13 protein-coding genes are annotated in these 16,760 nt (G+C 67.4%); 5 read left to right on the top strand and 8 right to left on the bottom strand.

Translation table 11 applies throughout. The annotated features are described in order from the left end of the window. Positions 1–596: 596 nt before the first annotated feature. Complete coding sequence (locus CFB47_RS18805; protein ID WP_089441414.1) at positions 597–1,418, top strand: IclR family transcriptional regulator; 822 nt, start codon at positions 597–599, stop codon at positions 1,416–1,418. Between the two features lie 170 nt (positions 1,419–1,588). Further along, positions 1,589–2,140 (top strand): hypothetical protein, encoded by a 552-nt coding sequence (locus CFB47_RS18800; RefSeq protein WP_089461927.1) that lies wholly within the window; start codon positions 1,589–1,591, stop codon positions 2,138–2,140. A 687-nt stretch (positions 2,141–2,827) separates the two neighbouring features. Here the strand turns inward: CFB47_RS18800 and CFB47_RS18795 are convergent. From CFB47_RS18795 to CFB47_RS18775, 5 genes are all read right to left on the bottom strand, one after another. Continuing rightward, the gene (locus tag CFB47_RS18795; protein ID WP_089461926.1) at positions 2,828–5,185 is read right to left on the bottom strand and encodes a GNAT family N-acetyltransferase; all 2,358 of its coding nucleotides are present in this window, start codon (positions 5,183–5,185) and stop codon (positions 2,828–2,830) included. Positions 5,186–5,788: 603 nt separating this feature from the next. Next, positions 5,789–6,076, bottom strand: a complete 288-nt coding sequence (locus CFB47_RS18790; RefSeq protein WP_089461925.1) for an H-NS family nucleoid-associated regulatory protein — start codon at positions 6,074–6,076, stop codon at positions 5,789–5,791. 103 nt (positions 6,077–6,179) lie between these two features. Beyond that, the gene (locus CFB47_RS18785; protein ID WP_089461924.1) at positions 6,180–6,452 is read right to left on the bottom strand and encodes a hypothetical protein; all 273 of its coding nucleotides are present in this window, start codon (positions 6,450–6,452) and stop codon (positions 6,180–6,182) included. Positions 6,453–6,513: 61 nt separating this feature from the next. Continuing rightward, positions 6,514–7,041, bottom strand: a complete 528-nt coding sequence (locus CFB47_RS18780; RefSeq protein ID WP_089441411.1) for a BON domain-containing protein — start codon at positions 7,039–7,041, stop codon at positions 6,514–6,516. A gap of 54 nt (positions 7,042–7,095) precedes the next feature. Then, positions 7,096–8,574 carry a sigma-54-dependent Fis family transcriptional regulator gene (locus CFB47_RS18775; protein WP_089461923.1) on the bottom strand — a complete coding sequence of 493 codons (1,479 nt, stop codon included), beginning with the start codon at positions 8,572–8,574 and terminating at the stop codon, positions 7,096–7,098. Positions 8,575–8,890: 316 nt separating this feature from the next. Between CFB47_RS18775 and CFB47_RS18770 the strand changes: the two genes are divergently transcribed. After that, the gene (locus tag CFB47_RS18770; RefSeq protein ID WP_089428826.1) at positions 8,891–10,294 is read left to right on the top strand and encodes a GntP family permease; all 1,404 of its coding nucleotides are present in this window, start codon (positions 8,891–8,893) and stop codon (positions 10,292–10,294) included. A 253-nt stretch (positions 10,295–10,547) separates the two neighbouring features. Then, positions 10,548–10,811: a DUF4148 domain-containing protein gene (locus CFB47_RS18765; RefSeq protein ID WP_089462030.1), complete on the top strand. Its 264-nt coding sequence runs from the start codon at positions 10,548–10,550 to the stop codon at positions 10,809–10,811. A gap of 77 nt (positions 10,812–10,888) precedes the next feature. Here CFB47_RS18765 and CFB47_RS18760 read toward each other — a convergent pair whose 3' ends face one another. The 3 genes from CFB47_RS18760 to CFB47_RS18750 all read right to left on the bottom strand — a co-directional run bounded on the left by CFB47_RS18760 (position 10,889) and on the right by CFB47_RS18750 (position 13,695). Next, complete coding sequence (locus CFB47_RS18760; RefSeq protein WP_089461922.1) at positions 10,889–11,254, bottom strand: 5-carboxymethyl-2-hydroxymuconate Delta-isomerase; 366 nt, start codon at positions 11,252–11,254, stop codon at positions 10,889–10,891. 73 nt (positions 11,255–11,327) lie between these two features. Continuing rightward, complete coding sequence (locus tag CFB47_RS18755) at positions 11,328–12,923, bottom strand: thioredoxin family protein (RefSeq protein WP_089461921.1); 1,596 nt, start codon at positions 12,921–12,923, stop codon at positions 11,328–11,330. Positions 12,924–13,194: 271 nt separating this feature from the next. Beyond that, on the bottom strand, positions 13,195–13,695 hold the full coding sequence (locus CFB47_RS18750; protein ID WP_089461920.1) for a GNAT family N-acetyltransferase: 501 nt from the start codon (positions 13,693–13,695) through the stop codon (positions 13,195–13,197). Between the two features lie 577 nt (positions 13,696–14,272). On the opposite strand from CFB47_RS18750, the gene CFB47_RS18745 reads away from it, so the two are divergent. Continuing rightward, positions 14,273–16,618, top strand: coding sequence for a phosphocholine-specific phospholipase C (locus CFB47_RS18745; protein ID WP_089461919.1), 2,346 nt, complete (start codon positions 14,273–14,275; stop codon positions 16,616–16,618). Positions 16,619–16,760: the final 142 nt, after the last annotated feature.

Genomic DNA, 16,760 nt, shown 5'->3' with positions numbered 1-16,760 from the left:
ACTGATTGTCGATCGTCGATTGCGCGCGTCGACGCCGCATCCGGCATACCGTCGACGCGCGAGGGTCGCGCGGGCGCAGCGATCGCGGCGCCGCACGGAAGTATGGCGCGCATCGAACGGGCGGCCGCCGGTCTGCGCATCGGCGACGACGGCCCGGCACCCGCGACATGGTCCGGCCGATACCGGCCGGCTTCACGCGCGGCCGCACCGTCGCTGGCCCGCCAGCCTTTGTACCATCGGCCGCGCGCCGTGAAATGACGCGCGACGGATACCGACTATTGGTGCGCCCGCCGGCGCTGCGGCGCAGCATCGCGGGCAGCGCCACCGCCCGATTTCCTTTCGAACACCTTGAACCGGTGCCACCTGTCATGAATACCGGGTATTCGGGGCTTCCCTGTCATCCCGAACGGGAATCGATCCGTTCTTATCCGGTAACGATCGGTAAAAAGACGCTGCATTGCACACTAAATGTTTGTTGTTAAGCTCAAACGGATGGCGTTCGTCGCCACACGCGGGCGCGACACAAGCGTGTTGCAAAATCGGTCAGCGTGCGTCGCCAATCGATCGAAAGTAATCCCCCCAACTTCACACCGACAATGCAAACAACCAACGACCTGCTTCCCGGCTGCGACGCACGGGAATCGATGGGCGCAATCGACCGCTATCGCGCACCCGCGCTCGACAAGGGTCTCGACATTCTCGAACTCCTGTCGGAGCAGAAAGAAGGCCTCACCCGCACTGAAATCACGAAGGAACTCGGCCGCAACGCGAGCGAAATCTATCGGATGCTCGAACGCCTCGTCGCGCGCCGCTACGTGATGCGCTCGACCGGCGGCGACCGCTACACGCTCAGCCTCAAGCTGTTCTCGCTCGCGCACCGCCATCCGCCGATGAGCCGGCTGATCGCCGAGGCGTTGCCGCCGATGCAGCGTTTCGCCGATGCCTCCGAACAATCGTGCCACCTGTCCGTCTACGATCGCGGCAACCTGCTCGTGATCGCGCAGGTCGACGGGCCAGGCCCGTGGGGCGTGTCGGTCCGGCTCGGCTCGCGTGTCGGGCTCGCCGATACGGCATCGGGGCGCGTGATGCTGGCGTTCCAGGGTGCCGAGCAGCGCGCGCACATGCTCGCCGAGCACCGCAAGGTCAAGGGCGAAGCGCCACTGAACGAGCAGGAACTCGCGTATGCGTGCCAGTCCATCCGGCAGGACGGCTACCTGCGCGAGGACAGCCGCCAGGCGTACGGCGTGACCGACCTGAGCGCACCGATCCTCGGGCCGTCGGGCCATGCGATCGCGGTGCTGACCTGCCCGTACATGCGCCGGATCGACGCGCATATGGCGCCGTCCGTCGACACGGTCGTCGAAGGGGTGCGCGAGACGGCCGCCCATCTGTCGATGTGCCGCGACGAGACCTGCTGACGCGCAGGCTCGGCGGAGCGCACCGGGGGCGCTATTGCGTTGCCCCCGGTCGCGCGCAACCCTTCCGCGGAGCGCGATGCACGGTGCCATATCGTGCCCCCACGGCGCTACGCTAAAATAGCGGCCCTCTCAAAAACTACGGCGGCCGGTTGTCGCGGCCGTCGTGTCCGATGGATGTCATGGCCAAACTTCTGAACGATCAAGAATTCCAGCGTTTCTCCGAACTTCAGCAGAAGCAGGCAAGCTTCACGATCACGCCCGATGAGGCGGACGAGCTGCGCGATATCGTCGCGCGCGCGCAGAAGAAGCGCGACGATCGTACCGCTGCAATGCAGGCGATCGAGAGCTACATCGAGCAGTTCGACATCACGCCCGACGAACTCTTCTCGCCCGAACAGATCGGCGACGCGGCTCGCACCTACGGGCTCATCACGGCGACCAAGAAGGAACGCACGCTGCCGCCGTCGATCACGTTCAACGGCAAGCCGTACCAGTGGACCAAGACGCTTCCGGACGACGTGCGCGGCGCGCTGTTCGAAGCGTTCACGTCCGGCGAATCGGTCAAGCGCTTCATCGCGATGCCGAAGGACACCGCGCGCTGTGCGCTGACGATCGCCCGCCTCGAACGCGAAACCGGCGCCGTCTATGCCGATCCGCACCTCGAGGAACTCGCGATTTCGCGCGACCAGGTGAACGACGCAGCGTCGAAACTCGCTGCCTGAATGTCGCCACGGGCACGGTTCATGCGTGCCCGCACCCGCATAACGCCGGCCCAGGCCGGCGTTGCGCTTGCGGGAGACGTGCATCCGGACGCTCCCGAAAAGCCTCACCTTTGCATCCCGCAAGCGCTCACCTGACCCTCCCGAATAAGCTCACCCAGGCTCCCGGAGACTCTCACCCAAGCGTCCCGGATGTCCTCACCGACACTTCCCGCAGAGCCTCACCCATGCGCCCCGGAAAGGCTCACCGGCGGCTCCCGAACGTGCTCACCGGCCGTTCCCGGGAAGGCTCACCGAGTGTTCCCGTATCGGCTCACCAAGCGCTCCCGTATCGACTCACCCCAACCTTCCCGGAGAAGCTCACCGGCAGCTCCCGAAAAGTCTCACCTTTTGGGCAAGTTTGAATTTTCGAGGGTGGAATGCGGCGGTAAATGCGTGCGGACACCTTGTCTGAAACAGCACTGCGGGGCGGATATCGCGGCAAGCGGTACGCGTCTCGCGGTGCCGGATCGGTGCCATTCGTGCGTCGATATTTCCGCTGCGAACCGGCGCCGACACGTTCTCGGTTGCTTCGCTCGCGACGCAGGCGTGAATGCTCTGCGTTCCTGACCGGCAACATGCCGAACGCGCCAGGAGACCGGAGACTTCCACCGCACGCAGCGCCCCCGGGCGTCGGGCCGCCGACAGGCGCTACGGCTGCAACTTCATCCTAAACCCCACGACGCCTGGCTCCTCCGTCGTCGACACCGCAAACCCGCACGCCTTCGCCAACGAGATCATCGCCGTGTTCTCGCGCAGCGCCTCGCCGATCATCCAGGCGGTTCCGCGCGAGCGCGCGTAGTCGATGATGCGCGTCATCATCAGCCGGCCAAGCCCCTTGCCCTTCTGATCGGGTCGTACCGCGATCGCGAACTCCGCCGTCTCGTTGTCGGGATCGGCCACCGCGCGCGCCACCGCGAGCGTGTGGTCGCGCCCCGACACATCGGTGAACGACACGATGAAGGCCATCTCACGGTCGTAATCGATCTGCGTCATGCGCGCGACCTGCGAATGATCGAAGCTGCGCACCGCGCCGAAGAAACGCATCCGCAAATCCTCCGGCGTCATCGCGCCGAGCAGTTCGTTGTGCGCGGCCTCGTCTTCCGGACGGATCGGGCGGATCGTCACCGTCTCGCCGCGCCACTCGAGCGTCTGCTCGAGGTGGCGTGGATACGGCATGATCGCGAGCCGGCTGCGCCCCGCCGCCAGCGTGATGCGCGGCGCGATCACGTGCGCGCGGTCGGACAGCACGCGCAGCGTGACCGACATCGCAACGACTTCACGCACGTCGCAGACGACCTGCGACAGCGCCGTCAACGCATCGAGCGTCGGCTCGATGGGTGTGCTGCGTGCATACGGCGAGCGCTCCATCACCGCGCGGGCAAGCACGGTGTTCAGCGGCGGCAGGCCATAGACGACGAACGGCGCCGATACGCCGTCCGCGGGCGGCACGGCATAGCGAAACACCGGGCCGAAGTTCGAATCGTCGTACATGTCGACGGTGACATCGACGACTTTCTTTCCGGCCGGCTCGACGGCAGGCTCCCCCTGCAGCCCGAAATGAGACAGCCAGTGCAGCGCGGCTTCGCCGGTCAGTTCATGCTGGCCGGCTTCGACTTTCCGGCGCGCGTCGGCCTGCGCGGATGCCACGCACTCGGCCGGCTGCGGCGGCGTGCCCTCGGGCGTTTGCATCAGCAGTTGCCGCCCGAGGTTGTAGTCGACGAGACGCGCATACGCGCGCGCGAGCCGCTGCGGCGTGGTGTGCACCGGAATGCCGTTCGCGTGCAGCGCATCGCGCGTCGCCGCGTCGACCGCGCCGAAGAAACACGCGAGGATGCCGCGATGCGCGTACTGCCGTGATTCGATCAGCGTATGCGCCACCGCCTCGGCCGGCGCGCTGTGGGAAGTCGAATGGACGACGAACAGCGTGCCCGTTTGCGGGAACGGCGCGAGCGCCTTGATCACCGCGGCGAAATGCTCGGGGCGCGCATCGTCGCCCAGCGTCAGCGGATTGCCGGGCGATGCGAGATGCGGCAGCGCCGCGGCCACCGCCGACGTGGCCGCGGGCGACCAGTCGGTCAGCACATCGCGCACCTCGGCCACCGCATCGACCGCGAGTTTCGCGACACCCGCATCGCTCGTCACGAGCGTGGCCGCGCCGCGCGCCGTGACGCGGCCGACGCCGAGCGTCTCGATCTCGTCGAGCAGATCGTCGAGCGCATCCACACGCACCATCCCCGCGCGCTGGAACGCTGCCGTATAGAGCGCGTCGCCCGGATCGGCGCGGCCGGTGCGCAATGCGAGCACCGGCTTGTTGCGTGCGGCCGCGCGCGCGGCCGACATGAACTTGCGCGCGGCGCGCACGGTATCGAGTTCGAGCAGGATCGCGCGCGTGCCGGGATCGCTCGCGAGATAGTCGAGCACGTCGCCCGCATCGACGTCGGACTCGCCGCCGAGCGCGACGACATGCGAAAAGCCGAGGCCCCGTGCGTCGGCCCAGCCGAGCACCGCGTTCGTCAGCGCATTCGATTGCGACACCCACGCAACGCCGCCCGATCGCGCCGTGTAGGCCGGCGCGCCGAAATGCGCATGCCGTGCAGGCGACAGCACGCCGAGGCTGCCCGGCCCGACGATACGGAGCACGAACGGCTTCGCCGCCTTCAGCGTGCGATCGAGCGCGGCGCGATCGGCATCGGTGCGCGCCTCGCCGACGATCACCGCAACGCGCGTGCCGAGCTCGCCGAGCTTGCGCACGATGCCGGCCCAGGTCGCGGGCGGCGTGCAGATCACGGCCACCGACGGCGGCGCGGGCAGCCGGCCGACATCGGCAACGACCGGATGCCCGTGCAGCTCACGATACTTCGGATTGACGGGCCACACGGGCCCCTCGAATGCACCGTCGAGCACGCGCGACCACACCATCGCGCCGATACTGCCCGCGCGCGACGACGCACCGACGACCGCAACGGACTTGGGCTGGAACAACGCATCGAGATGGCGAACGGTCACATCGGCTCCCTGCGGTAACGAAAGACGACCCGATCGGCATGCGGCACGGGCAGGCCAAACGCCGATCGACGCGAACCCCAAGCATAGGCGAAGCGCATGCGGCTGCCTATATGCCGAACGGCCGACTGTTCGACCCACGTCAACGCTCGCATCATGCGCCTGCAACACCAGTATGGAAGCCGTCGCCGCGCGCCGGCCGAGCACCTTCGCTCGGCGCACACGGTGCAGGCATGCAGCGCGACGCTGCGTGCGCTTCGTCAAAGGTGAGGATTTACAGGAGCCATGGTGAGACTCTTCGGGAATTACACGGCGCCACGCGCCAACACACGAAAGGTGATCGGAATTCGCAGCACGCGTGCACCACGGGAATCGCGCAGGCCAATGCGCATGTGCTGCGCAATTGCACGGCTGTTTACCGGAATTCGCCGCGATATCCCGTCGAATCGCAGCGAATTCACAAAACGGGATCCGTTCATTGCGCGGCGTCGCAGTTCAATACGCCATCGGGAATCGCGCCGGACATGCACAAAAACAAAACGGTGCGACGGCCGCATGGCCGTTCGCACCGTCAGTCAGTACGCGAAAGGTGAGGTTTTTCGGGAGTCAGTCCTTGATCAGGAAACGCTCGCGATTCTTGCCGAGCCAGGTCGGCGAGCGCCCGCGGCCACTCCAGGTTTCACCCGTCTTCGGATTCAGATATTTCGGCGGCGACACACGCTTCGGCTTGGCTGCGCCCACCGGACGAAACCCGAGCTCTTCCGGCGTAATGTCGTATTCCTCGATTTTCGCGCGGATCTCGGCAATCGCATCGGCAATCGCCTTTTCACGTTCCTTGTCGATTTTTTGCTGAAGCCGTTCGAGCTGCGCGGTCAGTTGCCTGTAGGTCGCCATATGGATGGGACTCCGTGAGTGTTATTCGTGAAAAATAGATGACGCTCAGCCAACAGAAAAACACTTCGCCCGATCGTGACCGCCTCAGCCGGTTATCTCGGGATCAATAACCGCTCTTTTTCTTGCACGCGAAGAGAAGATTTCGCGTGGCGTCATCGCTCGATTGCTGAATCACTTCGAAATCGCCGTTGCAGATCGCCCGCGCGTTGTCCGTGCAATTGCTCCAGTCGCTACCGGTGCATTGCACCTGGGTAGTCGGACGCCCGTCCGAAGTGAACAGCGGCGCGCTGCCGCCACACCCGCCGAGCCCTGCAACCAGAGCCAAAACAACGGCCGCCCGAGGCCGCCGACAGACCGACGCAAGCATGTGTTTCATTATGGTTCCCGTCAACCTTTTTTTGAATGTCGCGAGTATGCCATGCGCGGCCCGTCGGCCGTCAGTTCGGCGTACGGTCGGGTTGCCCGCGCGCCTTGTACGGCAAGCGCTTGCGTGGATCGTCGGTGATGCGAACGAACACCTGCTCGACGTCGGGAAGCGCCTCGAGTTCGCGCTGCAACGCCGGTTGATCGAACGCCGTATCCGCACATCCTTCGACGTAAATGAAACGTCGCTGCACGGTGATCCACAGGCTCGTGCCATGCAGCCGATCGGAGCCGGCGAAGTGCGCCTTCACGGCGTCGGCGATCGGTGCGTCATACATATAGGAATTCGGCTTCGTGCAGCGATGCGCGAGCCAGCAGGTGGTGCCGCGTTCGGCGCGGTAATGCGCGTCGTCCGTCATCTCGGCCCGGGTCATCCACGGGCCGAGCGGCAACGGGCATTCGGCCACGTCCCGCGACAGCGCGATGAACGGATCGTTGTACCAGTTGCGCCGCGCCTCGGGTGCATCGGTGTCGCCCGATTGCGCGAACGCAGCGGTCGCCAGCAACATGGTCAGCCACCCTGCGATGCCGATCCGTTTCATCGTGATCTCCTGTTCGATGCTTCACGTCCGAGCGCGTCGGCCTGGCCGTCCGGCTTACCGGTCGATGCCCAGCGCCGCCAGTTTCTTGTACAGCGTCGCGCGGCCGATCCCGATGCGCGCGGCCGCTTCCACCACCTTCCCGTCGCAGGCCGCCAGCGCATCGGTCAGGAACTGGCGCTCCCACGCCGCCAATGCATCGGCATACGAAGCGGCCGGCGCAGCAAGGCGCTCGCCCGCGCGCCGTTCGACCGGTGGCACGGCCGGCGGCTGCGCCGCTGCGGCCGCGTCCTGCGATACGCGCATCGGCCCAAGAAACGGCGCGAGCGCGCGCGCATCGATCACCGACCGGTCCGACAGCATCAGCGCGCGTTCGAGCGTATTGCGCAACTCGCGCACGTTGCCCGGCCACGGATACACACACAGCATCCGCAGCGCATCGTCGGTCAGCTCGCAATGGGCGGCACGCCCGTGCTGCGCGGCCAGCTCCTCGAGCGTCGCGTAGACGAGCGCCGCGATGTCGGACGCGCGCTCGCGCAGCGGCGGCGCGTGGATCGTCAGCACGTTCAGCCGGTAATAGAGATCCGCGCGAAAACGCCCGGCCGCGACCAGCGCCGGCAGGTCGGCGCTCGTGGCCGCGATGATCCGGACGTCGGCGCGCACGATCCGGTTCGAGCCGACCGGCTCGAATTCCTTGTCCTGCAGCACGCGCAGCAGCTTGCCCTGCAGCGGTAGCGGCATGTCGCCGATCTCGTCGAGAAACAGCGTGCCGCGATCGGCCAGCTCGAACTTGCCGATGCGCCCCTTGCGATCGGCGCCCGTGTACGCACCGGGTGCCGCGCCGAAAAATTCGGTTTCGAGCAGCGTGTCGGGAATCGCGGCGACGTTGACGGTCACGAGCGGCTGGAGCGCACGCGCCGACGCCGCGTGAATCGCATGCGCAAGCAGTTCCTTGCCGGTGCCCGTCTCGCCGAGCAGCAGCACCGGCGAATCGACCTGCGCGGCGCGGCGCGCCTGGCGCTTGGTTTCGAGGCTCGCGGCGCTCGTGCCGACGAAGCTCGCGAACGTGTATTTCGCGCGGCGCGCCTGCGCGAGCGAACGCTGCGTCGCGATCAGCTGCTGCTGAAGCTGGGCGTAGCGGGAAAAGATGGGCGTGAGCGTCTTCAACTGGTCGAACAGCGCAAAGCCGATCGCGCCAACCGTCTCGCCGGCCTCGTTCTTCAGCGGCAGGCGCGTGACGACGAGCGGCTCGCGGCCCGTCTCCATGATGTCGAGCAGGATCGGCTGCCCGGTCGACACGACCTCGCGCATCAGGCTGTTCGGGATCACCGCCTCGCAGTCGAGGCCGACGGCCTGCTGCGGATCGGCGAAACCGAAGCGCGCAGCGTACCGCTCGTTCATCCACACGACGCGCGCATCGCGATCGACGACCACCGTGCCCGCGCTCGAATCCTCGAAGGTCCGGAACAGCGACTCGGCGGCGCGCCGCAGCACGTCGCCGTAGTTGACGGGCAGGCGGGCCCAGTCATTCATCATCGTGTCGTCGTCTCCGTGTATTTTGGGCGGGTTGTCTCCGAATCGAGACGGATTATCTCACTCTGGAGACACGCCGCAACGCGTTGTCCGGGAAAGCCCTGCCCGATTCCGCGGGCTGGCCGAACGGCCATTTCGTCTCCGGATGGAGACGTTTTATGTAGAATCCTCAGACAACGACCGGCGCGGGCCCGCCGGTCTCCGGCGGACCCATGTCCGGCGGCGCACTCCGGCCGATGGCACGAAACCTGCACGAACCTGAGCCGGTCCGCGGCGCGTCCCGCGATCGAACAACAACCAAAGCCATTAGGAGACTCCCTTGTCTTTCGTGATCGTCCTCGCCGCGCTGGCGTTCCTGATGTTTGCCGCGTATCGCGGCTACAGCGTGATCCTGTTCGCGCCGATCGCCGCGCTCGGCGCGGTGCTCCTGACCGAACCCGCCGCCGTCGCACCGGTCTTCTCCGGCATCTTCATGGAGAAGATGGTCGGCTTCGTCAAGCTGTACTTCCCGGTGTTCATGCTCGGCGCAGTGTTCGGCAAGGTGATCGAACTCTCCGGGTTCTCCGAGTCGATCGTCCATGCGGCGATCCGTTACATCGGCCGATCGCGCGCGAATGCGGTGATCGTCGCGGTGTGCGCGCTGCTCACCTATGGCGGCGTATCGCTGTTCGTCGTGGTGTTCGCGGTCTATCCGTTCGCGGCCGAACTCTATCGCCAGAGCAACATCCCGAAACGGCTGATGCCCGGCGCGATCGCGCTCGGCGCGTTCTCGTTCACGATGGATTCGCTGCCCGGCACGCCGCAGATCCAGAACATCATCCCGACCACGTTCTTCAAGACGACTGCCTGGGCCGCGCCGGTGCTCGGCACGATCGGCTCGCTGTTCATCATCGTCGTCGGCCTCACGTATCTCGAATGGCGCCGCCGTTCGGCGATGGCGAAGGGTGAAGGCTACGGCACGTCGCTCGTCAACGAGCCGGAACGCGTCGAGACCACGTCGCTGCCGCATCCCGCGCTCGCGATCCTGCCGCTGATCCTGGTCGGCGTGTCGAACTTCGCGTTCACGAAGCTGATTCCGCAGTGGTACGGCGCCGCGTCGTACACGGTCGCGCCGGACGTGCTGCCCGGCGTGCACGCGCCGGTCACGACGTCGATCAAGACGGTCGTCGCGATCTGGTCGGTCGAGGCTGCGCTGCTGCTCGGCATCGTGCTGGTCGTGCTGACCGCATTCAAGCGCGTGAGCGGCCGCTTCGCGGCGGGTTCGAAGGCCGCCGTCGCCGGTGCGCTGCTCGCCGCGATGAACACCGCGTCGGAATACGGCTTCGGCGGCGTGATCGCCGCGCTGCCGGGCTTCCTCGTCGTCAGCGATGCGCTGAAGAGCATCCCGAACCCGCTCGTCAACGCAGCCGTGTCGGTCAGCTCGCTCGCCGGCATCACGGGCTCGGCATCGGGCGGCATGAGCATCGCGCTCGCCGCGATGTCGGATCTGTTCATCAAGGGTGCGCAAGCCGCGAATATCCCGCTGGACGTGCTGCACCGGGTCGTCGCGATGGCCAGCGGCGGCATGGACACGCTGCCGCACAACGGCGCGGTGATCACGCTGCTCGCGGTCACGGGCCTCACGCACCGCGAGTCGTATCGCGACATCTTCGCGGTCACGATCATCAAGACGCTCGCGGTGTTCTTCGTGATCGCCGTGTACTACACGACGGGGCTCGTGTAACACCCCACGGCGGCCCGTCTCCGGGCCGCCGCCCGCCGGCCGCGTCGATGCGGCCGGCCGCTCCTCCACTCTCCACTCCGCCCCCCTTTCGCCGCACGCCGCCCACGCGCGCTCGCCGGCTCACGCATTGTTATCCGCAGCAGAACACTACGTTGGTCGCAGCGGCATTTTTCGCGCGTCGGGCGAGGCCTACACTGCTTTCAACGGTGACCGCATGCGATCGGCACCGTCGAAAACCTGGAGGTATCCGCTCATGAACCCGCTCATCCGCACCATCGCCGTCGCTGCCGCCTTCGCCGCGCCGCTCGCCGCACAGGCGCAAACCAGCCAGCCGCTCACGCGCGCAGAAGTTCATGCCGAAGTGGTTGCACTGAGAAAGGCCGGCTTCCAGCCAAGCGACTGGTTCTACCCGGCCAGCATTCAGGCCGCCAAAGCGAAGATCGCGCGGCAGCAGGGTGCGCCGCGGGCCGCGGGCGCCGGCGACGGCAATCGCGGCACGTACTCCACGGGTCAATAGTCCGATTTCGAATCCGCCGGCCGTGCGCGCATCAGCGCCTCGTTCGCGGCTCACGGAGCACGCACCGCACCGTCCGCTCAGCGCGGCTCGATGCTCGCTTTCGCGTAGGACTCGCGTTCCAGGTCGAGTATTTCCGCGCTCAGCTGCAGGTGCGTGCCGGGCGGCGCAACGACGTGCCGCTTCAGTTCCGCCAGCACCTGCTCCGACAATTCACGTTTGACGTCGGTCGTCCGGCCGCTCAGCACCGCAAGCTTCGCGTGGACGAACGCGCGCGGCGCCGGCGACGTGCCGACCGCGAAGGCATCGAAGCGCAGCGCGCGGCTCTTGATGTCGAGCTCGTTGAAATGACCGGACGCGGCAAGCGCGGCATTGAGCGCGCGCAAGGTCGCGCCGGCGTCGAACCCGTCGAGGTTCGCGGAATATTCGAGCGTCAGGTGGGGCATGGTGTCGGTGGCCTCGTGGGTATCGGGACAAGCGCCGGAAGGCATCCCGACAGCCCACGCAGTGCCACCGGATCTATGCCTTGACCGGCTGGATCAGGCGCGCGCAGGCGCTTGCCTGCGGATCGCCGGCGGGCAGTTTCCCACAGATGCCGTCGAACTGCTTCGCGATCGATTTGACCGATGCCTCGTGTGCACCGCTGCCGCGCCACTGGTTCAGCTGCGTGACGACCTTGGTCAGCGCGCGCAGGTTCGCGCCGTAGAACGCATCGCGCGTCTTGTCGGCCTGCGCGAGCACGCTCGCGGCAATCCCTTCGATGCGCGCCGAATCGTCCGGCGCCAGTTGGACCGCATTCGCAAAGTAGGTCGCGCCCCAGCGCAGCTTCGTCGCCGGCCCGCTCGCCGCGTCATAGGCCTTGCGGTACCAGTCGAGCGCCGCGGCCTTGTCGCCGCGCGCCTTCGCATTCGCAGCCAGCCCGGACATGAAGTAGTACGGCGTGGACGAACGCGTCAGCTCGGTCTTCAGCAATGCATCCGACTCGTCGTACAGCCCCGCGTCGGTCAGCGTGTCGGCCCCTTCGCTGACGAGCGCCTGCCGCTCATAGGCATTCGCGGCGCCCTGCACCGACGCGGCGATCTGCTTGCGCGCCGCGTCGACCAGCGCCGGCGCGGCCAGCGGTGCCCCCTTGCGTGCTTCGCCGCGCGCGACCAGCACGCGGCCGTGCAGCGCCATCAGCCGGTCGATCGACGACAGCGTGGTATCGGTCGACAAGCGCGCGAGGGCCGTGTCATAGGCGCCGCGCAATTTCGCGCGCTGCGCGTCGTCGCCGCCGAGATACGCGACCACGCGCGCGGGCGCCGCAACCAGCACGTCCGAATCAGCGCGCGACAACACCGGATCCTGCAGCACCGTGCGCAACGAATCGGCAAGCGCCGCCTTGTCGAGTGCGCCGGCCTGCGTCGGATCGTCGGAAGCGGCGACCACGGCCGACTTCAGCGCAAAACGCGCCGATTCGGCCTTCGCGCCGGCCGCGCGTGCGCGTTGCGCGAGCGACTGCAGCGTCTCGGCGACGCGATCGGTCGCCACCGGCAGCGCGCCGTCGGTATCCCACGAATAGTCGGCCAGCAGGCGCCATTCGTCCGGCGTCAGCGACGCACCATTCTTCAAAGCGGTCGCGAGCGTCTGCCGCACCGGGTGCGCGGCCGTCATCCCGAGCGACAGCGCCTGCATGTAGCGATCGAGATCGGCTTCGCCCGGCAGCCGCGTCACTTCGGTGCCGTCGGGACGGAACAGGATCATCGTCGGGTAGCCGTGCACCTTGAAACGCTCGCCGAGCTTCTGCGCGCTTTCGGTATCGCCGTCGAGATACACGGGCACGAAGAACGACGAGCGGGTCTTGAATGCCTGCTGGCTGAAGATCGTCGACTTCACCTGGTTGCACGACGGGCACCACACCGCGCCCCAGTAGAGCAGCAGCGGCTTGCCGGTGCGCTTCGCCAGCGCGAAGGCGGCGTCGACGTCGCCGTGCTGCCACGCGATGCCGGGCGGCAGGTGCGCGCCATCAGGCGCGGCGCTCGCCGCCGGGGCGTTTGTGGGCGTGGCAGCGGCAAGCGCCGCACCCGCGGCGGCAAGCAGGCAGGCGGCAGTCAGATTCCGGAGAGCAGTTTTCATCGAAGCGGGTCCGTTGAAAGAGACGGTTGCGGGAAGGTGCGGCGCGCGAAGCGATGGCTGCGAAGTCACAACCATGAAGCGATGACGATGAAGCCTGCCGACGTGCAACGCCGCGCATGATCGTTTCGGAAAACGCACACCGGCCGAGGCTGCCGGCAAATCCTTCGACGATACGACGGGCACAGCCGGGAGAAAACGAACGAATTCTCAAATGAATATGACGCGCGGCATCGCAGCCGCGCGTGCTGTCAGATACGTGTCGGCCGGGCCTTCACTGCCGTGCCTTGATCCGCGCCATGTGATACACGGACGCATGCACGCCATCGCGCAATGCATAGCCCGGCGATTCACCCTCGACCCGGAAGCCATGCTTCTCGTAGAGCGCGACGGCCGCGCGGTTGTCGGTGAACACGGTCAGCTCGAGACGCGTGACGTTCAGCCAGTTTTCCGCGAGATCGATCGCGGCCGCGAGCAGCCGGCTGCCGACGCCTCGCCCATGGTGCGTCGCGTCGACCATCATGCCGAGCCCCGCCGCGTGGCGACGGCGCGGATTCTGTTCGGGGTGCAGGCCGAGATGGCCGACCACCACGCCGTCGATTTCGGCGACGAGGCTCACGCCGTGCTCGCGCACGCCGTCGAGCCGCTTCTGCCATTTCTCGAGCGACGGAAACGGATGCTGCAACGTATTCGCGTACACCGCGGGATGCGCGGCGATTTGCCGGATCGCGTCGACGTCGTGCGTCTCGCTGTGCCGGATCGTGATGTCGGTCATGGGTGGGCCGGGTCCGAAAAGTCGCGCCAGTCGCGCGGGCTGCGCACCTGCGCAGCAACGTGTCGAGCTTATCCGATTTCACGCATTTGAAACATGGGCGTCATGCGATGCCGTTGCACCCGCAACGATGCGCGATCACGCCACGCCAAGCCATCGCGAACCGGAAAAAACTGACCGATTCTCATACCGCAGTCGGTAATTCCTGACCCATTCCGTCGCGCATCGCTTCCCGATTAATCGTTGCGCACACAACGTCATACGCGCGACATGCGATGTCATGTCTTCATCACGTCGACGTCACGCCGCCTCCCTAGACTGGGCGCCGCCCAACCCGGCATGCGCCGGGCCGGCGTGTGCCGACATCCTGGCCGCGCATCACGAGCGCGCGTTGCACGGGATCGCGGCGACGGCCAAGGCATCCGCGCGCCACCACGCATCGCGCGCGATGCGCGCACCTCCGCCACGCGCGGCCGATGCACTCGAACGCACACGCCGCGCGAATCGTCCCAGGGGGGCGATGCACGGGCGCCGCCAGACGAAGTCACGAACGCTCCCATCATCACAGGACCCGAACGCCATGACGTCACGCCGCAAATTCCTCCAGCAAACCGCCACTTCCGGCCTCGCCGCCGCCGCGCTGTCCGCGTTTCCGCCGAGCATCCGCCGCGCGCTCGCGATTCCCGCGTTTCACGAAACGGGCACCATCCAGGACGTGAAGCACGTCGTGCTGCTGATGATGGAGAACCGCGCATTCGACAGCTACTTCGGCACGTTCAAGGGCGTGCGCGGCTACGGCGACCGCTTCGCGGTGCCGTCGCCGAACGGCCGCGACGTGTTCTACCAGACGTACACGAAAGCGACGCCCGCCACCACCGTCACGCCGTATCACCTCGACGCAAACCAGGGCAACGCGCAGCGCGCGGGCGGCACGCCGCACACGTGGGCCGATGCGCAGGCCGCGTGGGACCACGGCCGGATGAACCGCTGGCCCGACGCAAAGACGCCGCTGTCGATGGGCTATTACGACGCGGCGGAAGTACCGTTCCAGCGCGCGCTCGCCGATGCGTTCACGCTGTGCGACCACTACCACTGCGGGATGCACACGGGCACGATCGCGAACCGCCTGTTCTACTGGAGCGGCACCAACGGCCCGAACGGCATCAGCCCGGCCGACGGCAGCCGCGTGAAGATCGCCGCGCTGAACAACCAGTTCAACGGCGGCAACGACATCGGCCCGTCGAGCCAGGGCTGGACCTGGACCACCTACGCCGACCGGCTGCAGCAGGCCGGCGTGAAGTGGAAGGTCTACCAGAGCCTGATCGACAACTTCGGCTGCAACGAGATGATGAGCTTCCGCCACTGGCGCGCGGCGATCGAGCAGATGCCGCCCGCGCGCCGGCCCGCGTACGTCGCGTCGACCGACATCACGCAGCCGGTGACGGCGGCCGGCGCGTTCTACGATCCGGCGATCGACGATCCGCTGAGCCCGCTCGCGAAGGGGTTCGGCAACACGATGCCGTACGGCTTCCTCGAATCGTTGCGCGACGACATCCGCAACGGCGCGCTGCCCGAGGTGTCGTGGATCATCCCGCCGTCCGTGTACAGCGAACATCCGGGGCCGTCGAGCCCCGCGCAGGGCGGCTGGTACGTGCAGGCCGTGCTCGATGCGCTGACGGCGAACCCGGAGGTGTGGAGCAAGACCGTGCTGCTGGTGAACTACGACGAGAACGACGGCTTCTTCGACCACATGCCGTCGCCGGCCGTGCCGTCGCGCAACGCCGACGGCACGCTCGCGGGCGGCCATACGCTGCGGGACGCCGACGTCGCCGCCGAGTACCACGACTTCACGCCGGCCACGTCGAGCCAGCCGGCGACCGACGGCCGCCCGTACGGCCCGGGCCCGCGCGTGCCGATGTGGGTCGTGTCGCCGTGGAGCCGCGGCGGCTGGGTCAACTCGCAGGTGTTCGACCATACGTCGACGCTGCGCTTCCTCGAACAGCGCTTCGGCGTCGCGGAGCCGCAGATCAGCGCGTATCGCCGCGCGGTGTGCGGCGACCTGACGAGCGCGTTCAACTTCCGCTCGCCGAACCACGAACCGCTGCCGACGCTCGCGGGCCATACGACGAAAAGCCAGGTCGACGCGCTGAGCGCCGCGCAACAGGCCGCGCCGAAGATCGTGCCGCCGGCCGCGCCGTCGCTGCCCGCCCAGGCGAGCGGCGTGCGTCCGTCGCGCGCGCTGCCTTACGAACTGCATGCCAGCGCGCGTACCGATGCCGGCGCCGGCACGGTCACGCTGAAGTTCGCGAACACGGGCCGCGCCGCCGCCGTGTTTCACGTCTATGACAAGCTGCACCTCGACCGCCTGCCGCGGCGCTACGTCGTCGAACCGGGCAAGACGCTGCACGGCGACTGGGTCGCGCGCGCCGACAACGGCGGTAAATATGACCTGTGGGTGCTGGGCCCGAACGGCTATCACCGCCGCTTCACCGGCGACCTCAGCCGCCTGGCCGGTGCACACGCGCCGCAGCCGGAAGTGCGCGTCGGCTATGCGGGCGCGAGCGGCAACCTCCACCTGAAGCTGCGCAACCACGGCGGCGGGACGGTGCGCTTCACCGTGAAGTCGAACCAGGTCTACGGGCCGCTGTCCGGCCATGGTGCGCACGACGATCGCGGTCGTGGCCACGGCAACGAGGACGGCAACAGCCAGGGTCATGGCCACCGTACCGGCACCACGTGGACGGTCACGGTGCGCGCCGGCGACCAGGCCGAGCTGCACTGGCAACTCGACTCGACCGGCCACTGGTACGACTTCATCGTCACCGCGGACAGCGACGCGAGTTTCTCGCGCCGCGTCGCCGGCCGTGTCGAAACCGGCCGCCACTCGGTCAGCGACCCGGCGATGGGGCTCGCCGACCGCTTCTGATGCCGCCGCGGCGACCCGCGCTGCACCGCGTGTCGCCGCCCGGGCCGGCCCGGCCGCGAACGGCGGTCAGGCGCCGGCCGCGGCTGTGCCCGATCCGGCGCAAACGCCCGCCCCGCGCGGCTCAAACATCAGATGGATCCCT

This window comes from Burkholderia sp. AU27893, assembly GCF_002223205.1.
Taxonomy (GTDB): domain Bacteria; phylum Pseudomonadota; class Gammaproteobacteria; order Burkholderiales; family Burkholderiaceae; genus Burkholderia.
The sequence above is the reverse complement of the archived record's forward strand: the minus strand, read 5'-3'. Positions and strand labels throughout refer to the sequence as shown.

What these genes read in the sequence shown, in the direction of transcription:
- CFB47_RS18805 (WP_089441414.1), top strand. Translation starts at nt 597, where the DNA reads ATGCAAACAACCAACGACCTGCTTCCCGGCTGCGACGCACGGGAATCG.
- CFB47_RS18800 (WP_089461927.1), top strand. Translation starts at nt 1,589, where the DNA reads ATGGATGTCATGGCCAAACTTCTGAACGATCAAGAATTCCAGCGTTTC.
- CFB47_RS18790 (WP_089461925.1), bottom strand. Translation starts at nt 6,076, where the DNA reads ATGGCGACCTACAGGCAACTGACCGCGCAGCTCGAACGGCTTCAGCAA.
- CFB47_RS18785 (WP_089461924.1), bottom strand. Translation starts at nt 6,452, where the DNA reads ATGAAACACATGCTTGCGTCGGTCTGTCGGCGGCCTCGGGCGGCCGTT.
- CFB47_RS18780 (WP_089441411.1), bottom strand. Translation starts at nt 7,041, where the DNA reads ATGAAACGGATCGGCATCGCAGGGTGGCTGACCATGTTGCTGGCGACC.
- CFB47_RS18775 (WP_089461923.1), bottom strand. Translation starts at nt 8,574, where the DNA reads ATGATGAATGACTGGGCCCGCCTGCCCGTCAACTACGGCGACGTGCTG.
- CFB47_RS18765 (WP_089462030.1), top strand. Translation starts at nt 10,548, where the DNA reads ATGAACCCGCTCATCCGCACCATCGCCGTCGCTGCCGCCTTCGCCGCG.
- CFB47_RS18760 (WP_089461922.1), bottom strand. Translation starts at nt 11,254, where the DNA reads ATGCCCCACCTGACGCTCGAATATTCCGCGAACCTCGACGGGTTCGAC.
- CFB47_RS18755 (WP_089461921.1), bottom strand. Translation starts at nt 12,923, where the DNA reads ATGAAAACTGCTCTCCGGAATCTGACTGCCGCCTGCCTGCTTGCCGCC.
- CFB47_RS18750 (WP_089461920.1), bottom strand. Translation starts at nt 13,695, where the DNA reads ATGACCGACATCACGATCCGGCACAGCGAGACGCACGACGTCGACGCG.
- CFB47_RS18745 (WP_089461919.1), top strand. Translation starts at nt 14,273, where the DNA reads ATGACGTCACGCCGCAAATTCCTCCAGCAAACCGCCACTTCCGGCCTC.